Annotated in this window: 26 protein-coding genes; 11 read left to right on the top strand and 15 right to left on the bottom strand. The window is 69.0% G+C overall.

Features of this window, described 5'->3' with window-relative positions; genetic code table 11:
• Nucleotides 1-295 (top strand): transposase (locus BM041_RS06810; RefSeq protein WP_175533776.1); only part of this gene is annotated, 295 nt, incomplete at its 5' end.
• Nucleotides 296-351: 56 nt separating this feature from the next.
• Here BM041_RS06810 and BM041_RS06805 read toward each other — a convergent pair.
• The 9 genes from BM041_RS06805 to BM041_RS06765 are packed head-to-tail and all read right to left on the bottom strand — an operon-like array spanning nt 352 to nt 6,387.
• Nucleotides 352-786, bottom strand: coding sequence for a bleomycin resistance protein (locus tag BM041_RS06805; protein WP_092957240.1), 435 nt, complete (start codon nt 784-786; stop codon nt 352-354).
• Nucleotides 783-1,340, bottom strand: a complete 558-nt coding sequence (locus BM041_RS06800) for a HupE/UreJ family protein (RefSeq protein WP_092957237.1) — start codon at nt 1,338-1,340, stop codon at nt 783-785. The genes BM041_RS06805 and BM041_RS06800 overlap by 4 nt, the downstream gene beginning before the upstream one ends.
• Nucleotides 1,340-1,966 (bottom strand): urease accessory protein UreG, encoded by a 627-nt coding sequence (gene ureG, locus BM041_RS06795; RefSeq protein WP_092957234.1) that lies wholly within the window; start codon nt 1,964-1,966, stop codon nt 1,340-1,342. The genes BM041_RS06800 and ureG overlap by 1 nt, the downstream gene beginning before the upstream one ends.
• The gene (locus BM041_RS06790) at nt 1,963-2,691 is read right to left on the bottom strand and encodes an urease accessory protein UreF (protein WP_245761947.1); all 729 of its coding nucleotides are present in this window, start codon (nt 2,689-2,691) and stop codon (nt 1,963-1,965) included. Before BM041_RS06790 ends, ureG begins: the two co-directional genes overlap by 4 nt.
• Complete coding sequence (locus BM041_RS06785; protein WP_092957231.1) at nt 2,642-3,193, bottom strand: urease accessory protein UreE; 552 nt, start codon at nt 3,191-3,193, stop codon at nt 2,642-2,644. Before BM041_RS06785 ends, BM041_RS06790 begins: the two co-directional genes overlap by 50 nt.
• Nucleotides 3,194-3,202: 9 nt before the next feature.
• On the bottom strand, nt 3,203-4,915 hold the full coding sequence (ureC, locus tag BM041_RS06780) for an urease subunit alpha (RefSeq protein WP_092957228.1): 1,713 nt from the start codon (nt 4,913-4,915) through the stop codon (nt 3,203-3,205).
• Nucleotides 4,915-5,220 carry an urease subunit beta gene (locus tag BM041_RS06775; protein WP_092957225.1) on the bottom strand — a complete coding sequence of 102 codons (306 nt, stop codon included), beginning with the start codon at nt 5,218-5,220 and terminating at the stop codon, nt 4,915-4,917. The genes ureC and BM041_RS06775 overlap by 1 nt, the downstream gene beginning before the upstream one ends.
• Nucleotides 5,217-5,519 carry an urease subunit gamma gene (locus tag BM041_RS06770; protein ID WP_092957222.1) on the bottom strand — a complete coding sequence of 101 codons (303 nt, stop codon included), beginning with the start codon at nt 5,517-5,519 and terminating at the stop codon, nt 5,217-5,219. Before BM041_RS06770 ends, BM041_RS06775 begins: the two co-directional genes overlap by 4 nt.
• A gap of 40 nt (nt 5,520-5,559) precedes the next feature.
• Entirely contained in the window at nt 5,560-6,387 is an 828-nt protein-coding gene (locus tag BM041_RS06765; RefSeq protein ID WP_175533775.1) for an urease accessory protein UreD, read from the bottom strand.
• 304 nt (nt 6,388-6,691) lie between these two features.
• Here BM041_RS06765 and urtA point away from each other — a divergent pair, with 304 nt between their 5' ends.
• From urtA to urtE, 5 genes are read left to right on the top strand one after another with little or no spacing between them, the layout of a single operon-like run.
• Complete coding sequence (gene urtA / locus BM041_RS06760) at nt 6,692-7,936, top strand: urea ABC transporter substrate-binding protein (RefSeq protein ID WP_092957215.1); 1,245 nt, start codon at nt 6,692-6,694, stop codon at nt 7,934-7,936.
• Nucleotides 7,937-7,979: 43 nt separating this feature from the next.
• Complete coding sequence (gene urtB / locus BM041_RS06755; protein ID WP_092957212.1) at nt 7,980-9,548, top strand: urea ABC transporter permease subunit UrtB; 1,569 nt, start codon at nt 7,980-7,982, stop codon at nt 9,546-9,548.
• On the top strand, nt 9,545-10,636 hold the full coding sequence (gene urtC, locus BM041_RS06750) for an urea ABC transporter permease subunit UrtC (protein WP_092957209.1): 1,092 nt from the start codon (nt 9,545-9,547) through the stop codon (nt 10,634-10,636). The genes urtB and urtC overlap by 4 nt, the downstream gene beginning before the upstream one ends.
• Nucleotides 10,633-11,388, top strand: coding sequence for an urea ABC transporter ATP-binding protein UrtD (gene urtD / locus BM041_RS06745; protein WP_092957206.1), 756 nt, complete (start codon nt 10,633-10,635; stop codon nt 11,386-11,388). The genes urtC and urtD overlap by 4 nt, the downstream gene beginning before the upstream one ends.
• Nucleotides 11,389-11,391: 3 nt before the next feature.
• Nucleotides 11,392-12,084, top strand: coding sequence for an urea ABC transporter ATP-binding subunit UrtE (gene urtE / locus BM041_RS06740; protein WP_092957203.1), 693 nt, complete (start codon nt 11,392-11,394; stop codon nt 12,082-12,084).
• On the opposite strand, the gene BM041_RS06735 is transcribed toward urtE, so the two are convergent.
• Genes BM041_RS06735 through BM041_RS06715 form a run of 5 tightly spaced genes read right to left on the bottom strand, consistent with a single transcriptional unit; the run spans nt 12,081 to nt 17,294 of the window.
• Complete coding sequence (locus BM041_RS06735) at nt 12,081-13,460, bottom strand: ABC transporter substrate-binding protein (RefSeq protein ID WP_092957200.1); 1,380 nt, start codon at nt 13,458-13,460, stop codon at nt 12,081-12,083. The genes urtE and BM041_RS06735 overlap by 4 nt on opposite strands.
• Nucleotides 13,457-14,416, bottom strand: coding sequence for a Bug family tripartite tricarboxylate transporter substrate binding protein (locus BM041_RS06730; RefSeq protein ID WP_092957197.1), 960 nt, complete (start codon nt 14,414-14,416; stop codon nt 13,457-13,459). The genes BM041_RS06735 and BM041_RS06730 overlap by 4 nt, the downstream gene beginning before the upstream one ends.
• Before the next feature lie 33 nt (nt 14,417-14,449).
• Entirely contained in the window at nt 14,450-15,766 is a 1,317-nt protein-coding gene (locus BM041_RS06725) for a TRAP transporter large permease (protein WP_092957194.1), read from the bottom strand.
• Nucleotides 15,763-16,257 carry a TRAP transporter small permease gene (locus tag BM041_RS06720; protein ID WP_092957191.1) on the bottom strand — a complete coding sequence of 165 codons (495 nt, stop codon included), beginning with the start codon at nt 16,255-16,257 and terminating at the stop codon, nt 15,763-15,765. Before BM041_RS06720 ends, BM041_RS06725 begins: the two co-directional genes overlap by 4 nt.
• Nucleotides 16,254-17,294 carry a TRAP transporter substrate-binding protein gene (locus tag BM041_RS06715; protein ID WP_092957188.1) on the bottom strand — a complete coding sequence of 347 codons (1,041 nt, stop codon included), beginning with the start codon at nt 17,292-17,294 and terminating at the stop codon, nt 16,254-16,256. Before BM041_RS06715 ends, BM041_RS06720 begins: the two co-directional genes overlap by 4 nt.
• Before the next feature lie 255 nt (nt 17,295-17,549).
• On the opposite strand from BM041_RS06715, the gene BM041_RS06710 reads away from it, so the two are divergent.
• Entirely contained in the window at nt 17,550-18,983 is a 1,434-nt protein-coding gene (locus BM041_RS06710) for an NAD(P)-binding domain-containing protein (protein ID WP_217648628.1), read from the top strand.
• A 2-nt stretch (nt 18,984-18,985) separates the two neighbouring features.
• Here BM041_RS06710 and BM041_RS06705 read toward each other — a convergent pair whose 3' ends face one another.
• Nucleotides 18,986-20,344 carry an MmgE/PrpD family protein gene (locus tag BM041_RS06705; RefSeq protein ID WP_092957185.1) on the bottom strand — a complete coding sequence of 453 codons (1,359 nt, stop codon included), beginning with the start codon at nt 20,342-20,344 and terminating at the stop codon, nt 18,986-18,988.
• A gap of 123 nt (nt 20,345-20,467) precedes the next feature.
• Between BM041_RS06705 and BM041_RS06700 the strand changes: the two genes are divergently transcribed.
• The 4 genes from BM041_RS06700 to BM041_RS06685 are packed head-to-tail and all read left to right on the top strand — an operon-like array spanning nt 20,468 to nt 25,306.
• A complete protein-coding gene (locus BM041_RS06700) occupies nt 20,468-21,874 on the top strand; it encodes a M20/M25/M40 family metallo-hydrolase (protein WP_092957182.1) in 1,407 nt (468 codons plus the stop codon).
• Between the two features lie 2 nt (nt 21,875-21,876).
• A complete protein-coding gene (locus BM041_RS06695; protein ID WP_245761946.1) occupies nt 21,877-22,839 on the top strand; it encodes a Bug family tripartite tricarboxylate transporter substrate binding protein in 963 nt (320 codons plus the stop codon).
• A 14-nt stretch (nt 22,840-22,853) separates the two neighbouring features.
• Nucleotides 22,854-24,548 carry a M28 family peptidase gene (locus BM041_RS06690; protein ID WP_092957177.1) on the top strand — a complete coding sequence of 565 codons (1,695 nt, stop codon included), beginning with the start codon at nt 22,854-22,856 and terminating at the stop codon, nt 24,546-24,548.
• On the top strand, nt 24,548-25,306 hold the full coding sequence (locus BM041_RS06685; RefSeq protein WP_092957174.1) for an SDR family NAD(P)-dependent oxidoreductase: 759 nt from the start codon (nt 24,548-24,550) through the stop codon (nt 25,304-25,306). The genes BM041_RS06690 and BM041_RS06685 overlap by 1 nt, the downstream gene beginning before the upstream one ends.

The raw sequence follows: 25,306 nt of genomic DNA, 5'->3' as shown, positions 1-25,306 counted from the left end.
CGCTCCAGGCGCCCATGCCGTCATCACTCTCGATGGCGCGGGCTGGCACCAGACCGGCGGCAAGCTCCAGGTCCCGGAGAACATCAGCCTGCTACCATTGCCGCCCTACTCGCCCGAGTTGAACCCGGTCGAGAACGTCTGGCAGTTCCTGCGCCAGAACCAGCTCAGCAACCGGGTCTACGAAACCTACGACGCTATCGTCGATGCGTGCTGCGATGCCTGGAACGCCCTCATCAACGATCCAAGCCGCATCACCTCCATCGCCACCCGCGACTACGCACAGGTCAACCGTTGAGGGCGTTGGTATAAGTCCGCCTAAACGGCATAATCGGCTTAAGTCATAGTAGTGACCTAAGCGCCGCGTCCCTGCCGCATCCCGAGTGATTCCTGGAAGCGCAGCAGGTAGCCATCCGGGTCCTGGACGATGAACTGCCGCACGCCGGATTCACGGTTCCCGGCCCGGTACCATTTCTCCTCCGGTGCCATGTAAAGGGGCCAGGAGGCAGCTTCGAGCGCCGCCAGCACCGGCGCGATGGCGAGGAGTTGGATCTGCAGGTTGATCCCCCGCCCGAAGGGGCGTTCCAGCGGGCCGGTGATCCAGCGCCGGCCCGGTCGGAAGGCTTCCTCCAACATCACCTGCACCCCATCGCGGTGGAGGTAGGCGAAGCCGTCCTCCGGCCGGCCATAGGCGACCGCGAAGCCGCAAAGCCCGCCCCAGAAGCGGAGGCTGGCCGGAAGCTCCGAGACCAGCAGCTCCGGGACGAGCTTGTTGTAAGCGAAACTCACACCAGGATGGCCAGCACCATCGCCGCCGCCATGGCCCCGCCCGCGATGCGCACCGGCAGCGCGGAAAGCCGCAGCGCGCCCAGCACGCCCAGGCCATGCAGCGCGGCCGTCGCCACCAGGAAGCCCGCCGCATAGCCCAGCGCGCCATTGCCGGCCGCCAGTTCGAGCCCATGCGCATTGCCATGCAGCAGCCCGAACGCCGCCACGACCGGCAGCGCGAGGCCGAGCGACAGGCGCGCGGAGGACGCGACCAGCGCGCCCAGGATGATGACGGAGGCCAGGATGCCGCCCTCCACCATCGGCAGCGCCATGCCGGCCATGCCAAGCGCCCCACCCAGCGCCATGCCGCCGAGGAACAGCGCGGGCAGCGCCAGCAGGGCGCGGCCGCCCATCAGCCCGGCCCAGAGGCCGACGGCCACCATGGCCAGCACATGGTCCAGGCCACCGACCGGGTGCATCAGCCCCGCGACGACGCCATGCACATGGTCGCCCGCGCCATGCGCGAAGGCCGGGACCGGCGCCAGCAGCGCCGCGAGCGTCAGGAAACGGCGCATCACGCGACCACCTCTCGCCGGGTGAGGCCGCCAGCGGCCAGGATGAAGGCTGCGATTTCTGCCACGCCCTTGTTCTCCTTCAGGTTGGTGAACATGAAAGGCCGCGCGATGCGCATCTTCTTCGCGTCGCGGTCCATCACGCCGAGGTCGGCGCCGACGAGCGGCGCCAGGTCGATCTTGTTGATCACCAGCAGGTCGCTGCGGGTGATGCCCGGCCCGCCCTTGCGGGGGATCTTGTCGCCGGCGGAGACATCGATGACGTAGATCGTGAGGTCAGCGAGTTCCGGGCTGAAGGTGGCGGCCAGGTTGTCGCCGCCGCTTTCGATGAACAGCACTTCCAGCGTCGGATGCCGCGCCGACATCTCCGCCACCGCGGCGAGGTTGATGGAGGCATCCTCCCGGATCGCGGTATGCGGGCAGCCGCCGGTCTCGACCCCCATGATGCGGTCGGCGTCCAGCGCACCGCTGCGCGTCAGGAATTCGCTGTCTTCCTTGGTGTAGATGTCGTTGGTGATGGCGGCGATGTCGTTGTGGTCGCGCATGTATTTGCACAGCCGATCCACCAGCGCCGTCTTGCCGGAACCGACGGGGCCGCCGATGCCGACGCGGAAGGGGCCATTGCTCATGATCTGAACAGCCTCGTGTATTGCGTCTCATGACGCAGGGAGAAAATGTCGATCGCGAAGGCCGCGGCGCCGAGGTCGTCGGGATCCGTGACAGCCAGCGCCGCCTCGGTCGCGCGCAGCACGATCGGCAGCAGCGCCGCCGTCGCCACCTGCCCATCGGTCTGCCCCAGCGGCACCACGCGCACGCCGGCGGAGACGATGTTGCTGGCAAAGCCCGTGAGCCAGCCGAAGACGGCGTCGCGGAGCGTGATGCCGTGGAACGCCGCCGCCGCGCCGAAGGCGACCGCATGGGTCAGCCGCCCCGGGTTGCGCGCGGCATAGGCGGCGAAGCGAGGCTCCGGCCACGCGGCGTTGGTGGCGAGTGCGAAGGCGTGCCCCGGCTGCGTCGCCTCCAGCGCCAACTCCGCCGTGCCGCGCCAGCAGGCGCCGAGTTCCGTGAGATCATCGAGCATCTCGTCATCGCCGGCCGCGGCCGCCCGCCAGGCCAGCGCCAGCAACCCGCCATCGACGGCGCCCGCGCCGTGCAGCAGCGCGGCCTCGACATAGGCGACGAGGTGGTCGCGCTTCGTCACCGCCCCATCCTCCACCGCCATCTCCAGCCCATGGCTGTAGGAGAAGGCGCCGATCGGATAGGCCGGCGACAACCAGGCGAGGAGCCGCGCGAGGGCGGCGGGATCAGTGCCCGTGGTGATGGCAGTCGGGCCCGTGTTCGTGGTCATGGTCATGGTCGTGGTCATGCGCATGGCCATGGCCGTGGGGATGCGCCGGCAGGCGGTTGTGCTCTCCGTATGCGCCACCCTCGGGATTGAAGGGCGCGCGCACCTTCCGCAGCGTCGCGCCCAGGCCCTCCAGCATCCGGATGATGACGTGGTCATGCCGGATCAGGATGCTATCGCCCGCCAACTGCGTCGGCAGGTGCCGGTTGCCGAGATGCCAGGCGAGGCGCAGCAGCAGCGCCGGCGTCGGTGCGGTGACCTCCACCAGATCCTCCGCTGCCGCCTTCACGCGGATGAAGCCGCCATGTTCCAGTTCCAGCCCATCGCCATCGCGCATCACGGTGGCTTCCGCGAGGTCCAGCAGGAAGGAACCGCCGCGCTCCGTCAGGTACATCTTCCGGCGGCGGTAGCGGTCGTCGAAGTCGACATGGACGGTGTCGCGCTGCTCGGCTTCCGGCCAGGTGCCGGCGGCGTGGACGGCAAGCGCGCGGGGTGGCGTCGTATTCGGCATCAGCCTCTCTCAGAACAGGAAGTAGCGCTGCGCCATGGGCAGCACGGTGGCGGGTTCGCAGACCAGGAGTTCGCCATCGGCGCGGACCTCATAGGTCTCGGCATCGACCTCGATGCGCGGCAGGTGGCTGTTCAGCACCATGTCCTTCTTGCTGATGCCGCCGCGGGTATTCACCACCGGCAGCAGCTTGCGGGCCAGGCCGTAGCGCTCCGCGATCCCGGCCCCGATGGAGGCGCCGGACACGAAGGTGACGGCGGACAGCGTGTTGGCCCGCCCATAGCTGCCGAACATCGGGCGGTAGTGGATGGGCTGCGGCGTGGGGATGGAGGCGTTGGGATCGCCCATCGGCGCCATCGCGATCGTGCCGCATTTCAGCACATAATCCGGCTTCACGCCGAAGAAGGCCGGCGACCACAGGACGAGGTCCGCGAGCTTGCCGATCTCGATGCTGCCGACATGCGTGGCCACGCCCTGCGCGATGGCGGGGTTGATCGTGTATTTGGCGATGTAGCGGCGGACGCGAAGATTGTCGTTGTCGCCCGTCTCGCCCGGCAGTCGGCCGCGCTGCGCCTTCATCTTGTGCGCGGTCTGCCAGGTGCGGATGATCACCTCCCCCACCCGCCCCATCGCCTGGCTGTCGGACGACATCATGGAGATGGCGCCGAGGTCGTGCAGGATGTCCTCCGCCGCGATGGTCTCCTTGCGGATGCGGGACTCCGCGAAGGCCACATCCTCCGGAATCCGCGGGTCGAGGTGATGGCACACCATGAGCATGTCGAGATGCTCATCCACCGTGTTGCGCGTGTAGGGCATCGTCGGATTGGTGGAGGACGGAAGAAAATTCGGGTGGCCGATCACCTTGAGGATGTCTGGCGCATGGCCACCGCCCGCGCCTTCCGTGTGGAAGGCCTGGATGGTGCGGCCGGCGATCGCGGCGATGGTATCCTCAACGAAGCCGCTCTCGTTCAGCGTATCCGTGTGGATGGCGACCTGGATGTCGTACTGGTCCGCGATGCGGAGGCAGGTATCGATCGCCTTCGGCGTCGTGCCCCAATCCTCATGCAGCTTGAAGCCCGCCGCCCCCGCCAGCGCCTGCTCCTCCAGCCCCGCGGGGAGGGAGACGTTGCCCTTGCCGAGGAAGCCGAGATTCATCGGAAAGGCTTCCGCGGCCTGCAGCATCCGCTCCATGTGCCAGGGGCCGGGTGTCACGGTAGTGGCCAGCGTGCCATGTGCCGGGCCGGTGCCGCCGCCGAACATGGTGGTGACGCCGGAGACCAGCGCTTCCTCGATCTGCTGCGGGCAGATGAAGTGGATATGCGGGTCGATGCCGCCGGCGGTCAGGATGCGGCCCTCACCCGCCAGCACTTCCGTGCCCGGGCCGATGATGATGGTGATGCCGGGCTGCGTATCCGGGTTGCCGGCCTTGCCGAGGCTGTGGATCAGCCCGTCCTTGAGCCCCACATCGGCCTTGTAGATGCCGGTGTGGTCGACGATCAGCGCGTTCGTGATGACGGTATCGACGGCGCCCTGGGCGCGCGTGACCTGGGATTGCCCCATGCCGTCGCGGATCACCTTGCCGCCGCCGAACTTGACTTCCTCGCCATAGATCGTCAGGTCGCGCTCGACCTCGATGACCAGGTCGGTATCGGCAAGCCGCAGGCGGTCGCCCGTGGTCGGGCCATACATGCCGGCATAGGCGCGGCGGGAGAGTCTCGCGGCCATCAGAGCTTGCCCTCCGTCTCACCGCGGAACCCGTGCACGATGCGGGCGCCGCTATAGGGCACCAGCTTCACGCTGCGCGACTGGCCCGGTTCGAACCGCACCGCCGTGCCGGCGGGGATGTCGAGCCGCTGGCCGCGCGCGGCCGCACGGTCAAAGCGAAGGGCGGGGTTGGTTTCCGCGAAATGATAGTGGCTGCCGACCTGGATCGGGCGGTCGCCGGTGTTGGCGACCTCGATATCGGTCACGGGGCGGCCGACATTGAGGTCGATCTCGCCCTCGGCGGGGAAGAGTTCGCCGGGGATCATCGGATGGGCTCATGGACAGTCACCAGCTTGGTGCCGTCCGGGAAGGTAGCCTCGACCTGAATTTCGAGAATCATCTCGGCAATGCCCTCCATCACCTGGTCGCGCGTCACGACGGTGGCGCCATCGCGCATCAATTCGGCGACGCTGCGGCCATCCCGCGCGCCCTCGACGACGTAGTCGGTGATCAGGGCCACCGCCTCCGGATGATTGAGCTTCACGCCGCGTTCCAGGCGCCGTCGCGCCACGGTGGCGGCCATGGCCACCAGCAGCTTGTCCTTCTCACGCGGCGTCAGGTTCATGCGTCACCTCTCATTCGCGCCCAGCATGGCGCAGGCCGGATCATGTGCGCCACAGTCTTGGCAGGCGGGGCGGCAGCGATAGCGCGGCCTGTCGCAGCGCCACCAGGGCGCCCGCGACGCCGGCACGCACGGCGCCGGCCTCCCCCATCCAGCGCGCAACCAGCAGGCCGGGCGCGACGACGCCGGCCCGGCCATCGGTCAGGTCGCGCAGCAGGTCACGGTGGCTGGCGGCTTCCGGCGCGGCCAGAAGCAGCGTCGCCACCGCCCCGGCCCCGTCGAGCACGAAGGGCGATGCTGCCGCGGCGGGATCAGCCAGCCTGAAGGCGTCGGCCCAGACCAGCCGCCCGTCGCGCCGGACGCGCCAGCGGTCATGCACCGCGCCCTGGGTGAAGCGTTCGCCGCGGGCCGCGCGGCCCAGCACCAGCATTTCCGCCGCCAGCAGCGTGGCATCGGCGGCCATGTCCACCTTCATGCGGCGCGTCAGCCGCGCACCGTCGAAGAGGATCGTCTCCTGCGGCAGCCACTCGCAGACGCCACCGCCTTCGAGTCGCAGGGTCGAGGCAATCTCCGTCTCCGGCCCCAGCGTGCGATAGATTTTTTCTGCCGCCGGCGTGGTGGCGGTGAAGCGGGCGCGGGGGCCGAGCGTGATCGCGACCTCCAGCGAATCGCCGCCCGCCAGGCCGCCCGCGACATTCACCAATGCCGCCTGCTTGGGCTCCGCCGGATCGCTGTCCGGGAACAGGATGCGGAGCGGGGAGGATTGGTAGAGATGGGCGATGCGCGCGCCTCCGGGCGCGGCAACCAGGCCGAGTTCGGCGCGCCCGCGGGAGCGCTGGTGGGAAGGCGCCGGCGGCGCGTTGATTGGCATCGGTCGCAGCGTGGCATGGGCTGGCGGCGCTGCAAACAGGGACGCGCTCCGGCAAGGTCGAAGCGTGTCCGCACTGACACCTTGCACAGATCCGCAGCGCCGAAACCGGCCCCCGGGCAGTGATCGCCCGATTCTTGGGCGGCAGCCGATAGTGCGAGAACGCGAAAGCGAGGATCGCCATGGCCCGATCGTATGCAGGCGCTCTGGCACGCATCTCGCAACTGCGATCGCGGGGCGGAAGCTGGGGGGCCACAGAGGTCCATCGCGGTCCGCCACGACCCGATGCCTGAGGAGGCCCGTTCCCATGAACCATCGCATGCCGATCACCCGGCGCGCTGCGCTTGCCAGCTTCGGCGCCGCCATCGCGGCGCCGTCCATCCGCCCGTCCTTCGCCCAGGCCGCGCCGATCCGCGTCGGCGTGCTGCACTCCCTGTCCGGCACCATGGCGATCAGCGAGACCGCGCTGCGCGACACCGTGCTGATGATGGTGGAGGCGCAGAACGCCAAGGGCGGCATCCTCGGCCGGCGGCTCGAGGCGGTGGTGGTGGACCCGGCCTCCAACTGGCCGCTGTTTGCCGAGAAGGCGCGCGAGCTTCTCGCCGTCTCCCGCGTCGACGTCACCTTCGGCTGCTGGACCTCGGTGTCCCGCAAATCCGTCCTGCCGGTGTTCGAGGAGCTGAACGGCCTGCTCTTCTACCCCGTGCAGTATGAGGGCGAGGAAGAGAGCCGCAACATCTTCTACACCGGCGCCGCGCCGAACCAGCAGGCGATCCCGGCGGTGGAATACCTGATGTCCGCCGATGGCGGCTCCGCCCGCCGCATCGCGCTGCTCGGCACCGACTACGTCTATCCGCGCACGACGAACCGCATCCTGCGCGCCTTCCTGATCTCGAAGGGCATCCCCGAGAGCGACATCATGGAGGAATACACCCCCTTCGGTCACAGCGACTGGCAGGGCATCGTCAGCCGCGTGAAGCGCTTCGCGGGCGAAGGCAAGAAGACCGCCATCGTCTCCACCATCAATGGCGACGCGAACGTCCCCTTCTATCGCGAACTCGGCAACCAGGGCATCAAGGCGGAAGACATCCCCTCCGTCGCCTTCTCGGTCGGTGAGGAAGAACTGGCCGGCATCGACACGCGCCCGCTGGTCGGCCACCTGGCGGCGTGGAACTACTTCATGTCCGTCGACAGCCCCGCCAACACGGCCTTCAAGACGATGTGGCAGGCCTATATCCGCAACCCTCGCCGCGTGACCAACGACCCGATGGAAGCGACGCTCGTCGGCTTCCAGATGTGGGCGCAGGCCGTAGCGCAGGCCGGCACGACGAATGTCGATGCCGTGCGGACCGCGATGTACGGCCAGAAGGTGGACGCGCCCAGCGGCTACACGCTGGAGATGCACCGCAACCACCACCTCTCCAAGCCCGTGATGATCGGAGAGGTTCAGGCGGACGGCCAGTTCAATATCGTGTGGAGGACTCCTGGCCCGATCGTGGCCGAGAACTGGAGCCCCTTCATCCCCGAGAACGCGAACCGCCGCCGCGGCTGAGCAGGAAACGGGGGCAGCCTTCGGGCTGCCCCCACACCCCTTCATGAAGCACACGCTCCTCGCCTTCCTGTTGCTGCTCGCCGCCGCGCTGCCGGCACGGGCGCAGGATGCCTTCGTCGCCGCCCTGCCGGGGCTCGCCGGCAATTTCAACGCGCAGGCGGAGGCGGTGGACCGCCTCGGTGCCCTCGCCGATCCCCGCGCCATCCCCGTGCTGCGCGCCCTCGCCGATGGCCGGCTCCTCAAGCTCGCCGACAATTCGCTGGTCATCCGCGACGGCACCGCCACCACCGATGTGCTGACCGGTGCCGCGACCGAGGCCGCGGGCACGGAGGTGCTGCGCATCAACAACCGCGTGCGCGTGGCACTGCGCGGCGCGCTGGGCCGCCTGCAACTGGTCTCCCCCGATCCGGCGGAGCGCCTGGCGGCCGCCGAGGCGGTGTTCCGCAGCCGCAGCGCCGACAACGTGCCCCTGCTGGACGCCGCCCTGGCGCGGGAGACGGTGCCCCGCATCCGGGACCGCATGGCGATCGCACTCGCCGCATCCCGCCTGCTGGCGAGCGACCCGGCCGCGAAGCTGCTGGGCGTGGAGGCGCTCGGCGCTTCCTCCTCGCCGGAAGCGCGATCCGTGCTGCTGGAGGCGCGCGCGGCCAACCCCGATATCCTGCCGCAGATCGAGGCCGCCGTCGCGGCGATCGACCGGCGCCTGGCCGTGCGCCGCGCGGCGGAGACCTTCTTCCAGGGCCTGTCGCTCGGCTCCGTCCTGCTGCTGGCGGCACTCGGCCTCGCCGTCACCTTCGGCGTGATGGGCGTGATCAACATGGCGCATGGTGAATTCGTCATGCTGGGCGCCTACACCACCTTCATCGTGCAGGAAGCCTGCCGCGGCATCCCCTGGCTGCTGCCCTGGTCGCTGCCGCTGTCGGTCCCCGCCGCCTTCCTGGTGGCCGCGGCCTGCGGCGCGCTGATGGAGCGCGGGTTGATCCGGCATCTGTATGGCCGGCCGCTGGAGACGCTGCTGATGACCTTCGGCGTCGGCATGATGATCCAGCAAACGGTGCGCCTGGTCTTCGGCGCGCAGAACCGGGAAGTGCTGAGCCCGCCCTGGATGCAGGGCACGCTGATGCTGCCCTTCGACATTCCCGTGACGCAGAACCGCCTGTGGATCCTGGCCTTCTCCCTGGTCGTGCTGGCGCTGACGGTGGCCGCCATCCGCTTCACCCGCTTCGGGCTGGAGATGCGGGCCGTGACGCAGAAGCGCGCCATCGCGGCATCCATGGGCATCCGCACGGGGCGCGTCGATGCCCTGACCTTCGCCTTTGGCTCCGGCATCGCCGGCATCGCCGGCGTGGCGCTCAGCCAGATCGACAATGTCTCCCCCAACCTCGGCACCGGCTACATCATCGACAGCTTCCTGGTGGTGGTCTTCGGCGGCGTGGGGTCGCTGGCGGGCACGCTGGTCGGCGCCTTCGGCCTCGGCCTCGTCAACAAGATCCTGGAGCCCTGGGCCGGCGCGGTGCTGGCGAAGGTCTTCGTGCTGATCGCGGCCATGATCTTCATCCAGCGGCGCCCGCGCGGGTTGTTCGCGCAGAAGGGCCGGGCGGCGGAAGCATGAGCGCGACGGCCACCCCCCTCCCCGCCTCCCGCGCGCGGCTCGGCCTGCGGGCCGGCCTGCTGGTCGCGCTGCTGCTGCTGGCCGCCATGCCGGTGCTGAACCAGTTGCCGGTCACGCACCCCCTGCATGTCTCCGACTTCCTCGTCAGCATCACGGGGAAGTGGATCTGCTACGCCATCCTCGCCTTGTCGCTGGACCTGGCCTGGGGCTATGCCGGCATCCTGTCGCTTGGCCATGGTGCCTTCTTCGCGCTCGGCGGCTATGCCATGGGCATGCACCTCATGCGCCTGATCGGGCCGCGCGGCGTGTACGGCCACCCCGTCCTGCCGGACTTCATGGTCTTCCTGGGCTATCGCGAACTCCCCTGGTACTGGCTGGGCTTCGACAATTTCGCCTTCGCCATGCTGATGGTCGTGCTGGTGCCGGGTGTGCTGGCGCTGGTGCTGGGGTGGCTGGCCTTCCGCAGCCGCATCACCGGCGTCTACCTCTCCATCATCACCCAGGCCATGACCTACGCGCTGATGCTGGCCTTCTTCCGCAACGACATGGGCTTCGGCGGCAACAACGGCTTCACCGACTTCAAGGAACTGCTGGGCCAGCCGCTGAACACGGATACGGCGCGGGCGGGGCTGTTCTATGCCTCGCTGATCGCGCTGGCCGCCTCCTTCCTCCTCTGCTCCCGCATCACGCGGAGCAAGTATGGCCGCGTCCTGACCGCGATCCGGGATGGGGAGAACCGGGTGCGCTTCCTCGGCTACAACACCACGCACCACAAGCTCTTCGCCTTCGTGCTCTCCGCCATGCTCGCGGGCGTGGCGGGCGCGCTCTACGTGCCGCAGGTCGGCATCATCAACCCCGGCGAGTTCAGCCCGGCCAATTCGATCGAGGCCGTGATCTGGGTCGCGGTCGGTGGCCGCGGTACGCTGGTGGGCGCGATCCTCGGCGCCTTCTCGGTCAACGGGTTGAAGACCTGGCTGACCAGCGCGGCGCCGGACCTCTGGCTCTTCGTCCTGGGCGGGCTTTTCGTGCTGGTGACCCTGTTCCTGCCCAAGGGCCTGATCGGCCTGCTGAAGGGGCGCGGCGCATGAGCAACAAGCCGCCCAAGGGGGGTCGCAGGCTCTACCTCGATGGCGTCTCCGTCGTCTTCGACGGCTTCCGAGCGCTGAACAACCTGTCGCTCATCGTGGAGCCGGGGGAGTTGCGGTCGGTGATCGGACCCAACGGTGCCGGCAAGACGACGATGATGGACGTCATCACCGGGAAGACGCGGCCGACGGCCGGCACCATCAACTTCGGTGAGGTCGACCTGACGCGGCTGGATGAGGCCGCCATCGCCAATCTCGGCATCGGCCGCAAGTTCCAGAAGCCGACGGTCTTCGATGCGCTCACGGTGTTCGAGAACATGGAACTCGCCCTCAAGGCGCCCCGCGGTCCGCTGGCCTGCCTGCGCTGGGCGCTGACCGGTGAGGCGAAGACCCGCATCGATTCGACTCTGGAGGAGACCGGCCTGCTCGACCGTGCCCAGGACCTGGCCGGCATCCTCAGCCACGGCCAGCGGCAATGGCTGGAGATCGGGATGCTACTGATGCAGGATCCGGAGCTGCTGCTGGTCGACGAACCCGTCGCCGGCATGACGGATGCCGAGACCGAGCAGACCGCTTCCCTTCTGGTGCGCATCGCCGGCAAGCGCAGCGTCGTGGTGGTGGAGCATGACCTGGAATTCGTCCGCGCCCTCGGCCGCCGTGTGACCGTGCTGCATGAGGGCAGCGTGCTGTCGGAGGGCTCCATCGACCATGTGCAGAACGACCAGCGCGTCATCGAAGTGTATCTGGGGCGCTGAGCGATGCTGAACGTGGCCTCGATCGACCTGTCCTACGGTGCCAGCCTTTGCCTGCGCGGCGTCTCCCTGGTGGCGGAACCGGGCAAGGTGACGGCGGTGCTCGGCCGCAACGGCGTCGGCAAATCCTCCCTGCTCCGCGCCATCATGGGGTTGGAGAAGGTGCGCGCCGGCTCCATCACCTGGGAGGGGCGCGACGTCACGCGCCTCGGCCCCGCGGAACGGGCCCGCGCCGGCATCGGCTATGTGCCCCAGGGGCGGGAGATCTTTCCCTTCCTCACGGTGCAGGAGAACCTGGAAACGGCGCTGGCGGCGGCACCGCGCGGGTCGAGCGTCGATTCGGAGATCTTCGACCTCTTCCCCATCCTGCGGCAATTCCTGCGGCGACGCGGTGGCGATCTTTCGGGCGGCCAGCAGCAGCAGCTGGCGATCGGGCGTGCGCTCTGCGCCCGGCCGCGCCTGCTGATCCTCGATGAGCCGACGGAGGGCATCCAGCCCTCCGTCATCAAGGACATCGCCCGCGTCATCCACCACCTGGCGCGGGATCGCGGCATGGCCGTGATCCTGGTGGAGCAGTACTACGATTTCGCCCGCGAACTCGCCGACAGCATCGCGGTGATGGTGCGTGGCGAGGTCGCACTGTCCGGCCCCGCCGGTTCGCTGGATGAGGCCGCGGTGCGGAAGCTGCTGACCGTCTAGGCGATCCCCAGCACGCCCTTGCCGTCCATCGTGATGCCGCCGAGGCCCGTGCGATGGGCGAAGACCTCGACGGGATGGAACAGATAGAGCCAGGGCGGGTTGGCCTGCAGGCGGGACAGGCAGCGCCCATAGGCGGCCTCCCGCTCATCCTCGACCACGGCGTGGTTGGCGGCGGTGATCATCGCCTCCAGCGCCGCATCGTCATGGCCCTGCCACCAGATGCCCTTCACGGCGGAGGACACCTTGTCGTTCAGCACGCGATAGGTGCTGTGGGGCGTGGAATCGAAGATGGCCATGTCGCCCATCTCCTTGCGACCGACCTCTCGGGCGAATTCGGGGCGGTCCTTCTGCACCTCGATCCGACTCGGCAGGCCGATGGCGGCAAGGTCGGAAGCGACACGTTCACTGATCTCCCGCGCCTTTTCCGGCATGTGTTCCGGCGTGCGGATCAGCAGCGGCGCTGATGGTGCGGCGCCATCAAGTAGGCGGCGGGCGGCATCCCGATCATGCGGGATGGGCGATAGCGCCGCCGCCTTCATGCCGAGATGCAGCGGGCTGACAATGGTCGAGGAACGCTGGCCGAGGCCGTGGAACAGCCCATCGATGATGGCCTGCGAATCCACCGCCATGTTGACGGCGCGCCTTGCGGCTTCGCTGGTGAAGAAGCCCTCGGCGCAGTTGAGGTAGTACATGACGGAGAGCGTGTTCAGCGCGCGGCCCCAGGCGAGGTCGTCGCCGAAATCCGGCGCCGCGTGCATCCGTTCCAGGTTCATCGCGACATCGGCGCTGCCATCACGGAGCGCGCGGAGGCGATCATCGGCATCCGGCATCGCGGTGAAGGCGATGCGGTCCGCCGGCGCCGCCACCCGTTCCAGCAGCGCATCCCGTTCCGGCACATGGTCCAGCACGCGCCAGGGACCGGTGCCGAGCAGCGGACGGCCATCCGACGTCAGCCGGCAGAGATAGAATTCCGTGAAGATGTCGAGGATATCGGCAAAGGGCGTCGGGTTCTCCACCGTCACCACGTCGCTGCCCTCGGCCGTGATGCGGGCCTCCGCGAGATAGCGCGAATAGGCCCATTTCATGCCGAACATGTCGAGCGAGTTGCAGATCTGGCCAATGAACTCGACCACATCCTCGGCGACGCAGGGCTTGCCGTCATGGAAGCGCGCGCCGGGACGGATGGTGAAGCGCCAGCGTCGCGCCGTGCCGTCACGCGCCCAGGTGCCGAACAGCCCCGGGCGCAGCACACCGTCATCCCAGCGGATCAGCGGCTCCAGCACCAGATTCTTCAGGGTGAGGACGCTGGTATCGTCCGTCACCTGGCGCGGCGGCGTGAAGCGGCACTTCTCCGCCGCGATGCGCAGCAAGGTCATTGCGGCTCGATCGTGCGCAGGATCGGGGCCCAGGTCGCTTCCTGCGCCCGCATGAAGGCCAAGTGGTCCGCCGCCGAACTCGGCGTGACATCGACGCCCAGGCGTTCGAAGGCCGCGCGGTTGGTGGCATCGGCGAAGACAGCGTCGAAGGCCTGGCGCAGCCGCGCCACGACGGGATCGGGCACGCCCTTCGGGGCAAAGAGACCCATCCAGCTCAGCACCAGGTAGTCGGGCAGCCCGGCTTCCGCGATGGTCGGCAATTCCGGCAGCGCCGCGGCCCGGGTGCCGCCGGTGGTCGCGATGCCGCGCCAATGGCCGGCGCGGATCGGTTCGATGGAAGTCGCGATGGTGTTGAACATCAGCTGCACCGCGCCGTTCGTCAGGTCCGCCCGCGCCAGGGCATCGCCGCGATAGGGGACGTGCACCATCTGCGTCCCCGTCATCTTCATGAACATCTCGCCGGACAGGTGGATGGAGCCGCCCGCGCCGGCGGAGGCGAAGTTGAGCCGGCCGGGATTGGCGCGGGCATAGGCGATGAATTCAGGCACCGTGCGCACGGGCAGGGAGGGATGGACGACAAGGACATTCACGCTGGAGAACATCATGCCCAGCGGCTCAAGATCCCTTTCCCACTGGTATGGCGTGTCGCGGATCAGGTAGCGCGTGTTGATGATGTTGGGGCCGCCGGTCAGCAGCGTGTAGCCATCCGCCGGTGCCTTGGCGACGACGTCGGTGCCGAGGTTGCCGCCCGCCCCGGGACGGTTGTCCACGATCACGCGCTGGCCGAGCTGCGCGGCCATCGCGTCGCCGAAGGCGCGGGTCTGGCTGTCCGATCCACCACCCGGCGGGAAGGGCACGACGATCCGCACGGGACGGTTCGGATAGGGCTGCGCCACGGCCGCCGTGGGCAGCAGCAGCGCGGCCGCGAGGAGGGCACTGGTGAAGGCTCTGCGCATAGCGTTCTTGTCCCTGTTCTTGCCTGAGTGTTGTTACCAGAGTCCGGGCAGCCAGAGCGAGAGGGCCGGCAGCAGCGCCAGGATCGCGATGCGGATCGCATCGGAGACCACGAAGCCCATCACGCCGCGATAGGTCTCCCCCATCGGGACATCCTTCGCCATGGCGTTGATGACGAAGAGGTTCATCCCGAAGGGTGGCGATATCATGCCGACCTCCACGCTCATCAGCACCAGGATGCCGAACCAGACGAGGGTCTGCGTCCTGTCCAGGCCGAAATCCAGGCCGAGCATCAGCGGCACGAAGATGGGCAGCGTCAGCAGCACCATCGCCATGCTTTCCATGAAGCAGCCGAGGATGAAGTAGACGATGAGGATCGCGAACAGGATCACGGTGGGGGAGACAGGCAGCCCCGCGACGAAGGAGGAGACCTCCGACGGCAGGTGCGACAGGGCGAGGCCTGCGCTGAACAGTTCCGCGCCGAGCAGCACGATGAAGATGAGGCCGGTGGTTTCCGCGGTGGAGAGCAGGCTTTCCTTCAGCCCCTGCCAGCGCATGCCGCCGAGCAGGACGGCAAGGATGCAGGTGGCGGCCGCGCCGATCGCCGCTCCTTCCGTCGCGCTGAACCAGCCATCATAGATGCCGGTGACGACGATCAGGAAGACCAGCACCACAGGCCAGACCTCGCCCGTGGCGCGCAGGCGTTCGCCGAAGGGCAGGCGCGCGGCCGGGGGCGCGGATTCCGGGTGCATCCGCGTGTAGATGTTCACCACCAGCATGTAGCCCGCCGTGGCGATGAGGCCCGGGATGACGGCCGCGATGAAGAGCTGCCCGATGCTCATCTCCGTGTAGATGGCGTAGATCACGAGGATGACGCTGGGCGGGATGAGGATGCCGAGCGTGCCGCCCGCGGCCAGCGTGCCGGTCGCCAGCGCCGGCGAATAGCCATGCCGCCGCATCTCCGGCAGCGCGACCTGGGACATGGTGGCCGCGGTGGCGAGGGAGGAGCCGCAGATGGCGCCGAAGGCCGCGCAGCCGCCGATGCTGGCCACCGCGAGCCCGCCCCGCCAATGCCCCATCCAGGCACGCGCGCAGCGGAACAGCGCGCGGTTCATGCCGCCCTTGGTCGCGAAATCCCCCATCAGCAGGAACAGCGGAATGACGGAAAGCGTGTAGGAGGAGAAGCGGCTGAAGGTCATGGTGTTCAGCGTGGCGAACAGCCGATCCCAGCCGGATATGCCGGCATAGCCCAAGCCACCGACAAGCAGCATCGCGACGCCGACCGGCATGCGCAGCCCGATGAGGAGGAGGGCGCCGCCGAACATGAGGAGACCGATGGTGAGGTTGCTCATGCCGGCCGCCGCATCCGCACGAAGCTCTCCAGCGCCACGAAGGCGGCGCAGAGGCTCCATGCCACCATGCCGATGGCGGCCGCCGCATAGCCCCACCAGAAGGGCAGCTGGAGAAACATGGATTCGCGTTCGCGGTCCCACTGGTTGTAGCCGCCGATCGCGAGCCGCCAGGCCAGGATGGCGACGACCAGCGCCGCCACGGCGCGCATCACGGCATCAAGCCCCGCGATGCCGCGCTTCGGCAGCTTCTGCGTGAAGAAGTCCACCAGCACATGCGCACCCTTCATCTCACAGAGTGGCATGCAGAAGACGACGGCGACGCCGAGGGCGAGTTCCACGATCTCGCTATCGCCCAGGATCGGGCGGCCGAAGGCGCCGCGGATGACGGAAGCGGTCGTGACGCAGACCGCCAGCATCAGCAATCCGCCGCCCACCAGCGCGAAAAGGGTCGCGAGCCGCGTCAGCGCCCCGCGTGCCGAGGCCAGGGTCACGCGCGGCCGTGCCGGGCGGTGATGGCCAGGATGTCGTCGAACATCGCGCGGCCGTTGCGGCCGCGGCGGTTCATCTCCGCGATCCAGGCGTCATAGGCCGGCGCGACGGCGGCCTGCCAGCGCGCCTTCTCCTGCGGCCCGATGGCGATGATCACGTTCCCCGCGGCGATGGTGGCATCGATGGCGGGCTTGGTCTGGCTGTCCCAGATCGCGCCGCGATTGGCGGCGAGGGCGGGGCCGGAATTGGCGTCGATCACGGCCTTGAGGTCGGCCGGCAGGCGGTTGTAGCTGCGGCCATTCATCAGCGTCAGGATCATGCCCTGGAACAGCCCGACTCCCGGCGGTTCGCTGTGGAACTTCGCGACCTCATAGAGCCGGAAGGGCTGGGTGATCGCCCAGTTGATCAGGAAGCCATCCACCTGGTTGCGCGCCGTCGCCTCATAAACGCCGCCGAGCGGGATGCCGACCGGGGTGGCGCCGAGTGCCGTCACGGCCTCCCCGATGAAGCGGCCGGCGACGCGCAGCTTGAGGCCGCGAAAATCCTCCAGCGTGCGGATCGGCTTGCGGGAGGTATGGATCAGCGCACGGTCCGTGGAATGCACGGCGATGATCTTGATGCCGCGATATTCCGTATCCGCCAGGTGCTTGGCGATGAACTCCATCGCGGCCGGGCTTTCGGTGGCGCTGAGGCCGGTGTTGAGGAAGGGAAGCTCCAGCCCCTCCGTCCCCATGAAGCGACCCGGGGTGAAGCCCGGCACCGTCCAGATGATGTCGACGACGCCGTCTTCCAACTGCTGCACCAGGTCGCGCGGCTGACCGCCGAGTTGCATGGCCGGGAAGACATCGATCTTGATGCGGCCGTTGGACTCCCGCGCCACCTTCTCGGCCCAGGGATCGAGGTGCATCGTATGGTCCAGCGCCGTCGGCGAGGAGAAGGAATGCAGGCGAAAGGTGAACTGCGCCGCCTGCGCACGCAGGGTTGCCGGTGCCGCCAGCCCGATCGCGAGGCCGGCGCCCATCAGGTCACGTCGCTTCATCGAAGACTCTCCCCGCCTCTCGCTTGCGAAGGGAGCGTGGCAATAAGGGAGGCCGCATGGCAAGCGCCGAAGCGCGCCGGGCGGAATGACTTCGCGCGCGATTGCGACAGGCGTCAGCACGGACTGCACGTATACGCTGCAAACGTGATCATCAGGCGGCGTAGACGATCCTAACGATGACAAGGCGTCTGGCGCGGTCTGGCGTCGCCGTGGAATCCTCCCACCTCTTCAAGGCCCCAGTCCGGAGACACCGCCTTGCCCGCACCCCGCACGCTGGCCGAATTGGAAGCCGATGTGCAGCGCGACCTCGACCTGATCGCGCATCCGCGCATGCCCTGGCTGCAACCCAGGACCTGCGATGGCGCCCCCGTGCTGGACGTGCTGGTGGTGGGCGGGGGCCAATGCGGCGTCGTGACGGCCTTCGCGCTGATGCGCGACAAGGTCCGCAACCTCCTCGTCATCGACCGCGCCGCGGAAGGGCGGGAAGGACCGTGGCTGACCTACGGCCGCATGCACAATCTCCGTTCCTGGAAGGACCAGAGCGGGCCGGATCTCGGCGTTCCCTCCCTCACCTACCAGGCGTGGCATGAGGCACGCTACGGCCGCGCGTCCTGGGACGCGCTGCGCTACATCCCCAAGGAATACTGGAACGACTACCTGCTGTGGCTGCGGCGCGTGGTGGGCGTGCCGGTGCGCAACGGCGTGGAGGCCGGGCGCATCACGCCGGCGCGGACGGATGACGGGCTGCCCTGCCTGCGCGTGGAAACCAGTACCGGGCCGATGCTCGCGCGCAAGGTGGTGCTGGCAACGGGGCAGGAGGATGCGGGCTTCTGGTGGATGCCGGACTTCGTCACCGCCTTGCCCGCGCATCTGCGTGCCCATGCGGCCGACCCCATCGACTTCGCCGCGCTGCGGGGCAAGGTCGTTGCCGTGCTCGGCGCCGGCGCCTCCGCCTTCGACAATGCGGCGATGGCGCTGGAGGCCGGCGCCAGCGCGGTGCACCTGTTCTGCCGGCGGGCGGAGCCGATGGTGGTGCAGCCCTATCGCTGGCTGACCTTCGCGGGCTTCATGCGCCACCTCCACGAGATGCCGGATGAATGGCGCTGGCGCTTCATGAGCCATGTGCTGGGGCTGCGGGAGGGTTTTCCGCCCGATACCTATGCACGCGTCACGCGTTTCCCGCATTTCACCATGCATGTCGGCCGGCCCTGGACCGATGCGCGGGTCGGCGCGGATGGGCGCACCATCATCGCGACCGAGCGCGGGGAATTCGGCGCGGATTTCCTGATCTGCGGCACCGGCGTGAAGATGGACCCCGCGCGCGTCCCCTGCCTTGCGGGCTTCGCGGATGCCATCGCGCGCTGGCAGGACCGCTACACGCCGCCGGCGGAGGAGGCGAATACGCGACTCGGCGAATTCCCCTATCTCGCGCCCGACTACAGTTTCGTCGAGCGGGAAGCAGGGCAGGCGCCGTGGATCAGGGACATCCACCTCTTCGGCATCGGCACCACCATGTCCTTCGGCCCCGCCGGCGCCTCGATCAACGCCATGGGCATGGCGGTGCCGCGGCTTGCGGCGGGGGTCACGCGCGGGCTGTTCGAAAGCGACCTGCCGGCCTTCTACGCCACGCTGCGCGCCTATGACGTGAAGCAAGTGGAACTGGATCCCGCGCGGATTGCCGCGGAATAGCGCTACGGGACCAGCGTATCGACCAGCGACGCGGCATCGCCGCCGGTGGCCAGGCCGTGGATCGCCGCCAGGGCACGCGCCACGCCGGCGGCATCCAGCACATGCCCGGCGCAGTCGCGGAACTTGGCGTCGTGATCGGCCTCGCGCATCGGGTTGCCGCGCGATCCGCGGCGCTCGGTGCGCATCTCCGTCAGCGTCGTGCCGTCCGTCAGCCGCAGGGTCACGGTGGTCGGTGGCGGCGGTGCATCCTCGGGCTCCGGCACGCCACGCATGGTGATGCGGGGCATGAGGGCGCGGATGGCATCGCGGTGGATCGCATCCCCTTCGAAATCCGACAGCGTCAGCGCCCCCTGGGTGGCAGCGGCGGCCAGGCAGTATTCCATGCTGAAGCGCGCCTCCATCCCGGTGGTCGGGCGCGGATGCATCAGGTTGCGCGACAGCACCAGCGGGAGGTCGGTCTCGATGGCCGCGATCCTGTCCGGGGTGATGCCGGCGCCTTCACGCAAGGACAGCAGCGCATCGAGCGACAGATGCGTGGCGGCGCAGGTGGGATAGGCCTTGTAGGCGATGCCGATGCTCTCGATCGCGAGCGGCTCGTTCTCCCCAGGCGGCAGCATGGCGCCTTCGGGGGCGGGGCGGCCGGCATAGAGATCGACGAAGCGCCAGCGGCCTTCCAGCGCCTCCGCCGCGCCACCGGCGCCAGCTTCCGCCAGCGTGGCGGCCAGGATTCCGTCCTTGGCGGCGAAGCCGGCATGGATGGACTTCGCTTCCGCGCCCAGTTGCATGCGCGTGCCCGCCGCCATGCTGACGCCGAGGCTGAGCGCATCCCGGGCCTGTGTCGCATCGAGGTTCATCAACCGCGCACAGGCAGCCGCCGCACCGATGGCGCCGATGGTGGAGGTGGCGTGCCAGCCCAGCGCGTAGTGCCTCGGGTTCACGCCGCGGCCGATGCAGGCCATCACCTCCAGCCCCACCACCAGCGCGTCCAGCAGGTCGGGCCCGCTGGCGTTGCGCTCCTCGCCCAGCGCGAGGATGGCGGGAACGAGCACCGCGGTGGCGTGGCCGCTGAGCGGCGCGAAGGTATCGTCGTAGTCCAGCACATGCGCGCTCGCGCCATTCACCAGCGCGGCCCAGGGGGCCGCGAGCGCGCCATCGTGCCCGATGATGCGCGCGGGGCCGGAACCCCAGCGGGAGACGGCCGCGAAGACCTTCCGCGGCACCGGCTCCGCCGCGCCGGCAAGGATCACGCCGATGGCATCGCGCATGCCTTCGATCGCCAGGGGCGCGGCGCGGGCGATCCTGGGGCGCGGGACGGTCGCGATCCAGTCGGCGATGCGCTGGGTGGTGCCGGGGTTGTCCATGGGTGCTGCCTCCGCGATGCGCCAGGGTGGCGCCTGCTTTGCGAAGACGGCAAGGGGTGAACGGCTTCCCGCCGCCCCCGGATGCGTGCCAGCATCTCCGCTGCAAGGAAGGGGAATGTCTCCATGGCAGGGACGCGGGCGGGTGCGATCGCGCGGGCGGAACGCTGCTTTGATGAGGGGACATACCTCGAACGCCTGCGTGCGCTCGTCGCGGTGCCGACGGAAAGCCAGTTGCCGGACAGCGAGCCCGCGCTGCGCCGCTACTGCACGGAAACGCTGCCCGCGCTGATGCGCGACATGGCGTTCGACCAGGTTGTCCTCGACAATCCGAAGCAGGGCCGCGGCCCGGTCTTCGTTGCGACGCGCATCGAGGATCCGTCCCTGCCGACGGTGCTCGTCTACGGCCATGGCGACGTGGTGCGCGGGCTGAAGGGCAAGTGGTCCGACGGCATGGATCCGTGGGAGGTCACGGTGCGCGGCGACAAATGGTACGGGCGCGGCACGGTCGACAACAAGGGCCAGCACCTGATCGCGATCGAGGCGCTGCGCGCCGTGATGGCGGAGCGTGGCGGCAGGCTCGGCTTCAACGCCAAGGTGCTGGTGGAGACCGGCGAGGAACAGGGCTCGCCCGGGCTGCGCGGCCTGTTGCAGGCGGAGAAGGATCGGCTGGCGGCGGATGTGTTCATCGGCCTGGACGGGCCGCGGCAGACCACCTTCATGCCGGAGATAAAGCTCGGCGCGCGTGGCGGCGTGGCCTTCGACCTGCTGGTGCGCCTGCGCGACCATGCGCATCATTCAGGCCATTGGGGCGGGGTGCTGACGGACCCCGGCCTGGTGCTGGCGCATGCGCTGGCCAGCATCACGGACCGCCAGGGCCGCATCCTGGTGGAGGGCTGGACGCCGGCCGCAATCCCGCCCGCGGTGAAGCGTGCCATCGGCGAATTGGTGTTCGAGGATATCCCCGGCCTGCCGCAGGGCGATGCGAACTGGGGCGAGCCCGGGCTGACAAAAGCCGAAAAAATCTTCGGCTGGACCAGCGTGATCGTGCTGGCGCAGATCACCGGCCACCCCGACGCGCCCACCAATGCGGTGCAGGGGGAGGCGCGGGCCCGGCTGCAGGTGCGGCACTGCGCAGACGTGCCGGGCGACAGCATCGTCCCCGCGCTGCGGCGCCACCTGGATGCGAAGGGTTTTCCGGAGGTCGAGATCATCCCCGTGATGGAGCGCGACATGTTCGGCGCTTCCCGCACCGATCCGGATGATCCCTGGGTCGGCATGGTGGCGGGGTCCATGGCGCGCACCACGAACCGTGCGCCGAACATCGTCCCCAACTCCTCGGGCTCCAATCCCTCCGACATGTTCCTTGAGGAGCTGGGCACGCCGGTGATCTGGATTCCGAACAGCTATGCCGGCTGCAACCAGCACGGGCCGGATGAGCACGCGTTGGCGCCGCTGCTGCGCGAAGGGCTCGGCCTGCTGGCGGGCGTGTGGTGGGACATCGGCGAGGGGCGGGTGCCGGCGAAGCGATGAGCATGCAGCGAAGGGGATTCCTCGCCGGCGGCGTGGCGCTGCTGGCGTCGCCGGCACTGGCGCAGGGCGGCTTCCCGGCCCGGCCCGTACGCGTGATCATCCCCTTCGCGCCTGGCGGTGGCACGGACAACCTCGCCCGGCTGATCGAGCCACATGTGAACCGGGCGCTCGGCCAGAATCTGGTGATCGAGACACGGCCCGGCGCGGGCGGCGTCATCGGATCGGAAGCCGTCATGCGGGCGGAGCCGGACGGCCACACCGTGCTGATGACGGATGCCAGCTTCAGCATCATCCCGGGCCTCTACCCCCGCCTGCCCTTCGACGTGCTGCGCGACTTCGCGCCGATCTCCCTGCTGGCCACGGGATCGTCCGTGCTGCTCGTGCATCCATCGCTCCCCGTGCGCAGCGTGCAGGAACTGATCGCGCTGGCGAAGGCGCGCCCTGGCGAACTGAGCTACGCGTCCGGCGGCAACGGCACCGGCCCCCACCTGGCGGCGGAACTGGTGAAGATCCAGGCGGGGATCGACCTGACGCATGTGCCCTATCGCGGCACGGGGCCGGCGACGAATGACGTGGTGGCGGGGCATGTGAAGCTGATGTTCAACGGCATCAGCGCCGCCAAGCCGCATGTCGATGCCGGGCGGCTCGTGGCGCTGGCCGTGACGGGCGATGTGCGCAACCGCGCGCTGCCGGATGTGCCGACCTTCGACGAGCAGGGCCTGCCGGGCATCGAGGCCGCGAGCAACTGGGGCGTGCTGGCGCCTGTCCGCACGCCGGATGCGGTCCTGCGCGTGCTGGAAAGCGCCTTTACCGCCGGTGTCACGGAACCCGCCATCGCGGCGCGGCTGGAATACCTCGGCTTCACCCCCGCGGGCGCGGATGGCGCGACCTATGGGCGGCGACTGGCGACGGATGTCGAACGCTGGACGCGGGTGATCCGCACTGCCGGCGTGAGAATGGATTGAGGGGAACGGCAAGCATGCCCGACGGCACGACGACGAACTTCACCGACGCGGTCAGCGGCCCGGAGATGATGGCCAATCTGCGAGAGATCGCGCGATGGGTGAAAAGCTCCGGCACCGCGGAGGAGCGGGAGGGCCTGGCCTTCATCGACCAGCGGATGCGGGATTACGGCTTCCGGACGGAGGTGATCCTGCATGACGCCTTCATCAGCCTGCCGGGCAAGGCCTCCGTGCTGGTCGACGGCAAGCCGCTGAAGGCCATCACGCAAAGCTTCTCCCAATCCTCGCCGCCGGAGGGTGTCTCCGGCGTGCCCCTCTATGTCGGGCATGGGACGGAGGCCGATTTCGCGGGCAAGGACCTGGCCGGGAAGATCCTGCTGATCGAGGGCATGGCCACGCCGGCGACGGCGCAGCGCGCGACGAATGCGGGCGCGATCGCCCATCTGCACATCAGCCATCACGAGCACATCCATGAGATGTGCATCTCCCCAGTCTGGGGCAGCCCGGGCAACAGCACCAGGGACGGCATGCCGCGCACCGTCGTGTGCAGCGTCGACCATGCCGATGGCAGTGCCATCCGCGATGCGCTGGCGGCGGGGAAGGCCCCGGTCGTCACGCTGCATGCGGAAGCCGATACCGGCTGGCGCAAGACGCCGATCCTGGTGGCAGAGCTGGACGGGCCGGCGGGCGGCGGTGACGAGCCCTTCGTCCTGCTCTCCGGCCACCACGACACCTGGTACTACGGCGTGATGGACAATGGCTCCGCCAATGCGGGGATGATGGAGGTGGCTCGACTTTGCGCTGAGCGGCGCGAGCAATGGCAGCGTGGCCTGCGGGTCTGCTTCTGGTCCGGCCATTCGCATGGCCGCTATTCCAGCAGCGCCTGGTATGCCGATGCCCACTGGGACGAGTTGGATCGCCGCTGCGTCGCGCATGTGAATGTGGACAGCCTGGGCGGCGCGGGCGCGACCGTGCTGGCGAACACGGCGGCGATGGCGGAGCTGTGGCAGTTGGCGGCTTCCGCCGTGCAGGCCCACACCAACCAGGTCTACAAGGGCAAGCGTAAGAACCGCAGCAGCGACGACAGCTTCGTCGGCGTCGGCATTCCCTCCATGTTCGGCACGCTCAGCGAACAGCCGGCGAAGCATGCCGCGGCACGCAATGCGCTGGGCTGGTGGTGGCACACGCCGCACGACACGATCGACAAGGTCGATGAGGGCAATCTGGTGCGGGATACGCGGGTGCTGGGCCAGGTCGTCTGGAACCTGATGGCGACACCGGTGGTGCCGCTGGATCATGCCGCGACCGCGGCTTCCCTGCTGGCGGAGTTGGAGCCGCTGCGGGCGACGCTTGCGGGACGCTTCCCGATCGAGGCGGTGGTGGACAGCGCCATGGCGCTGCGCGATGCGGCGGCGGCGCTGGCGGGGCGGCCGGCGAAGGACGCGGCGCGGGCGAATGCGGCGCTGATGCGGGCATCGCGCGCGCTGGTGCCGGCGGACTATACGGCCGGCGACCGCTTCCTGCATCCGCATGCCCTGCCCATGCCGAACTGGCCGACGATCCAGCCGATCCGCGACCTGGCCGCCACCACGCTGGGCACGGATGAGGAGAAGTACGCGGCCGTCGATGCGCTGCGCGCGCGCAACCGCATCGCCTATGCCCTGCGCGAAGCCCGCGCGGCCATCGCGGACGCCGCGGCGGCGCTGGGCTGATGCAGATCCGGTTCGATGGCCAGGTGGTGGCCGTCAGCGGGGGCGCGATCGGCTTCGGTCGCGCCATCTGCCAGCGTTTCGCGGCGCTCGGCGCGCGCGTCTTCACCTGCGACGTGGATGCGGCGGGGCTGGCGGAAACCGCGGTCGGGCGGGGCATCACGACGGCGGTCGTGGACCTCTCCGACCGCGCCGCGGCCGGTGCCTGGATCAAGGGCGTGGAGGCGGCAACGGGCGAGGCCATCCGCGTGCTGGTCCATAATGCCGGCGGCACGCTGGGCGCAGCCTTCCACCGGGTGGAGGAAGCGCCGGACGCCGATTGGGATTCGATCTTCGCCGTCAACGTCAACGCTGCCCTGGGGCTGACCCGTGCCGCGGGGGCGGGCATGAAGGCGGCGGGACGCGGGCGGATCGTCACCGTCTCCTCCACCGCAGGGCTCCAGGCCTCCCGCACCGGGATCCAGGCCTATACGGCGGCGAAGCACGCGCTGGTGGGGCTGACGAAGCAGCTGGCGGTGGAATTCGGCCCCTACGGCATCACGGTCAACAGCGTGGCGCCCGGGCTGCAATACAGCACGCCGGACAAGATGAAGGTCTGGGAGGCGCGGCCGGAGGCCGAGAAGCAGGCGGTGCTGCGGACCATCGCGCTCGGCCGGCTGGGGGAACCCGATGACATCGCCGATGGCGTGCTGTTCTTCGCCTCGGAGCATGCGAAACTCATCACCGGCCATGTCCTGCCGGTGAATGGCGGGCGGATCTAG

It is taken from the genome of Falsiroseomonas stagni DSM 19981, assembly GCF_900114315.1.
GTDB lineage: Bacteria > Pseudomonadota > Alphaproteobacteria > Acetobacterales > Acetobacteraceae > Falsiroseomonas > Falsiroseomonas stagni.
This window is presented reverse-complemented; position numbering and strand designations above follow the sequence as displayed.

Excerpts from the sequence above, each read along its gene's own strand:
- urtD (WP_092957206.1), top strand. The coding sequence starts at position 10,633 with ATGAGCAACAAGCCGCCCAAGGGGGGTCGCAGGCTCTACCTCGATGGC.
- BM041_RS06690 (WP_092957177.1), top strand. The coding sequence starts at position 22,854 with ATGCCCGACGGCACGACGACGAACTTCACCGACGCGGTCAGCGGCCCG.
- ureC (WP_092957228.1), bottom strand. The coding sequence starts at position 4,915 with ATGGCCGCGAGACTCTCCCGCCGCGCCTATGCCGGCATGTATGGCCCG.
- BM041_RS06730 (WP_092957197.1), bottom strand. The coding sequence starts at position 14,416 with ATGCGCAGAGCCTTCACCAGTGCCCTCCTCGCGGCCGCGCTGCTGCTG.
- BM041_RS06715 (WP_092957188.1), bottom strand. The coding sequence starts at position 17,294 with ATGAAGCGACGTGACCTGATGGGCGCCGGCCTCGCGATCGGGCTGGCG.
- BM041_RS06725 (WP_092957194.1), bottom strand. The coding sequence starts at position 15,766 with ATGAGCAACCTCACCATCGGTCTCCTCATGTTCGGCGGCGCCCTCCTC.
- BM041_RS06765 (WP_175533775.1), bottom strand. The coding sequence starts at position 6,387 with ATGCCAATCAACGCGCCGCCGGCGCCTTCCCACCAGCGCTCCCGCGGG.
- BM041_RS06785 (WP_092957231.1), bottom strand. The coding sequence starts at position 3,193 with ATGCCGAATACGACGCCACCCCGCGCGCTTGCCGTCCACGCCGCCGGC.
- BM041_RS06700 (WP_092957182.1), top strand. The coding sequence starts at position 20,468 with ATGGCAGGGACGCGGGCGGGTGCGATCGCGCGGGCGGAACGCTGCTTT.
- BM041_RS06800 (WP_092957237.1), bottom strand. The coding sequence starts at position 1,340 with ATGCGCCGTTTCCTGACGCTCGCGGCGCTGCTGGCGCCGGTCCCGGCC.
- BM041_RS06775 (WP_092957225.1), bottom strand. The coding sequence starts at position 5,220 with ATGATCCCCGGCGAACTCTTCCCCGCCGAGGGCGAGATCGACCTCAAT.
- BM041_RS06685 (WP_092957174.1), top strand. The coding sequence starts at position 24,548 with ATGCAGATCCGGTTCGATGGCCAGGTGGTGGCCGTCAGCGGGGGCGCG.
- BM041_RS06705 (WP_092957185.1), bottom strand. The coding sequence starts at position 20,344 with ATGGACAACCCCGGCACCACCCAGCGCATCGCCGACTGGATCGCGACC.
- urtE (WP_092957203.1), top strand. The coding sequence starts at position 11,392 with ATGCTGAACGTGGCCTCGATCGACCTGTCCTACGGTGCCAGCCTTTGC.
- BM041_RS06790 (WP_245761947.1), bottom strand. The coding sequence starts at position 2,691 with ATGACCATGACCACGAACACGGGCCCGACTGCCATCACCACGGGCACT.
- urtA (WP_092957215.1), top strand. The coding sequence starts at position 6,692 with ATGAACCATCGCATGCCGATCACCCGGCGCGCTGCGCTTGCCAGCTTC.
- BM041_RS06735 (WP_092957200.1), bottom strand. The coding sequence starts at position 13,460 with ATGACCTTGCTGCGCATCGCGGCGGAGAAGTGCCGCTTCACGCCGCCG.
- ureG (WP_092957234.1), bottom strand. The coding sequence starts at position 1,966 with ATGAGCAATGGCCCCTTCCGCGTCGGCATCGGCGGCCCCGTCGGTTCC.
- BM041_RS06695 (WP_245761946.1), top strand. The coding sequence starts at position 21,877 with ATGCAGCGAAGGGGATTCCTCGCCGGCGGCGTGGCGCTGCTGGCGTCG.
- urtC (WP_092957209.1), top strand. The coding sequence starts at position 9,545 with ATGAGCGCGACGGCCACCCCCCTCCCCGCCTCCCGCGCGCGGCTCGGC.
- BM041_RS06770 (WP_092957222.1), bottom strand. The coding sequence starts at position 5,519 with ATGAACCTGACGCCGCGTGAGAAGGACAAGCTGCTGGTGGCCATGGCC.
- urtB (WP_092957212.1), top strand. The coding sequence starts at position 7,980 with ATGAAGCACACGCTCCTCGCCTTCCTGTTGCTGCTCGCCGCCGCGCTG.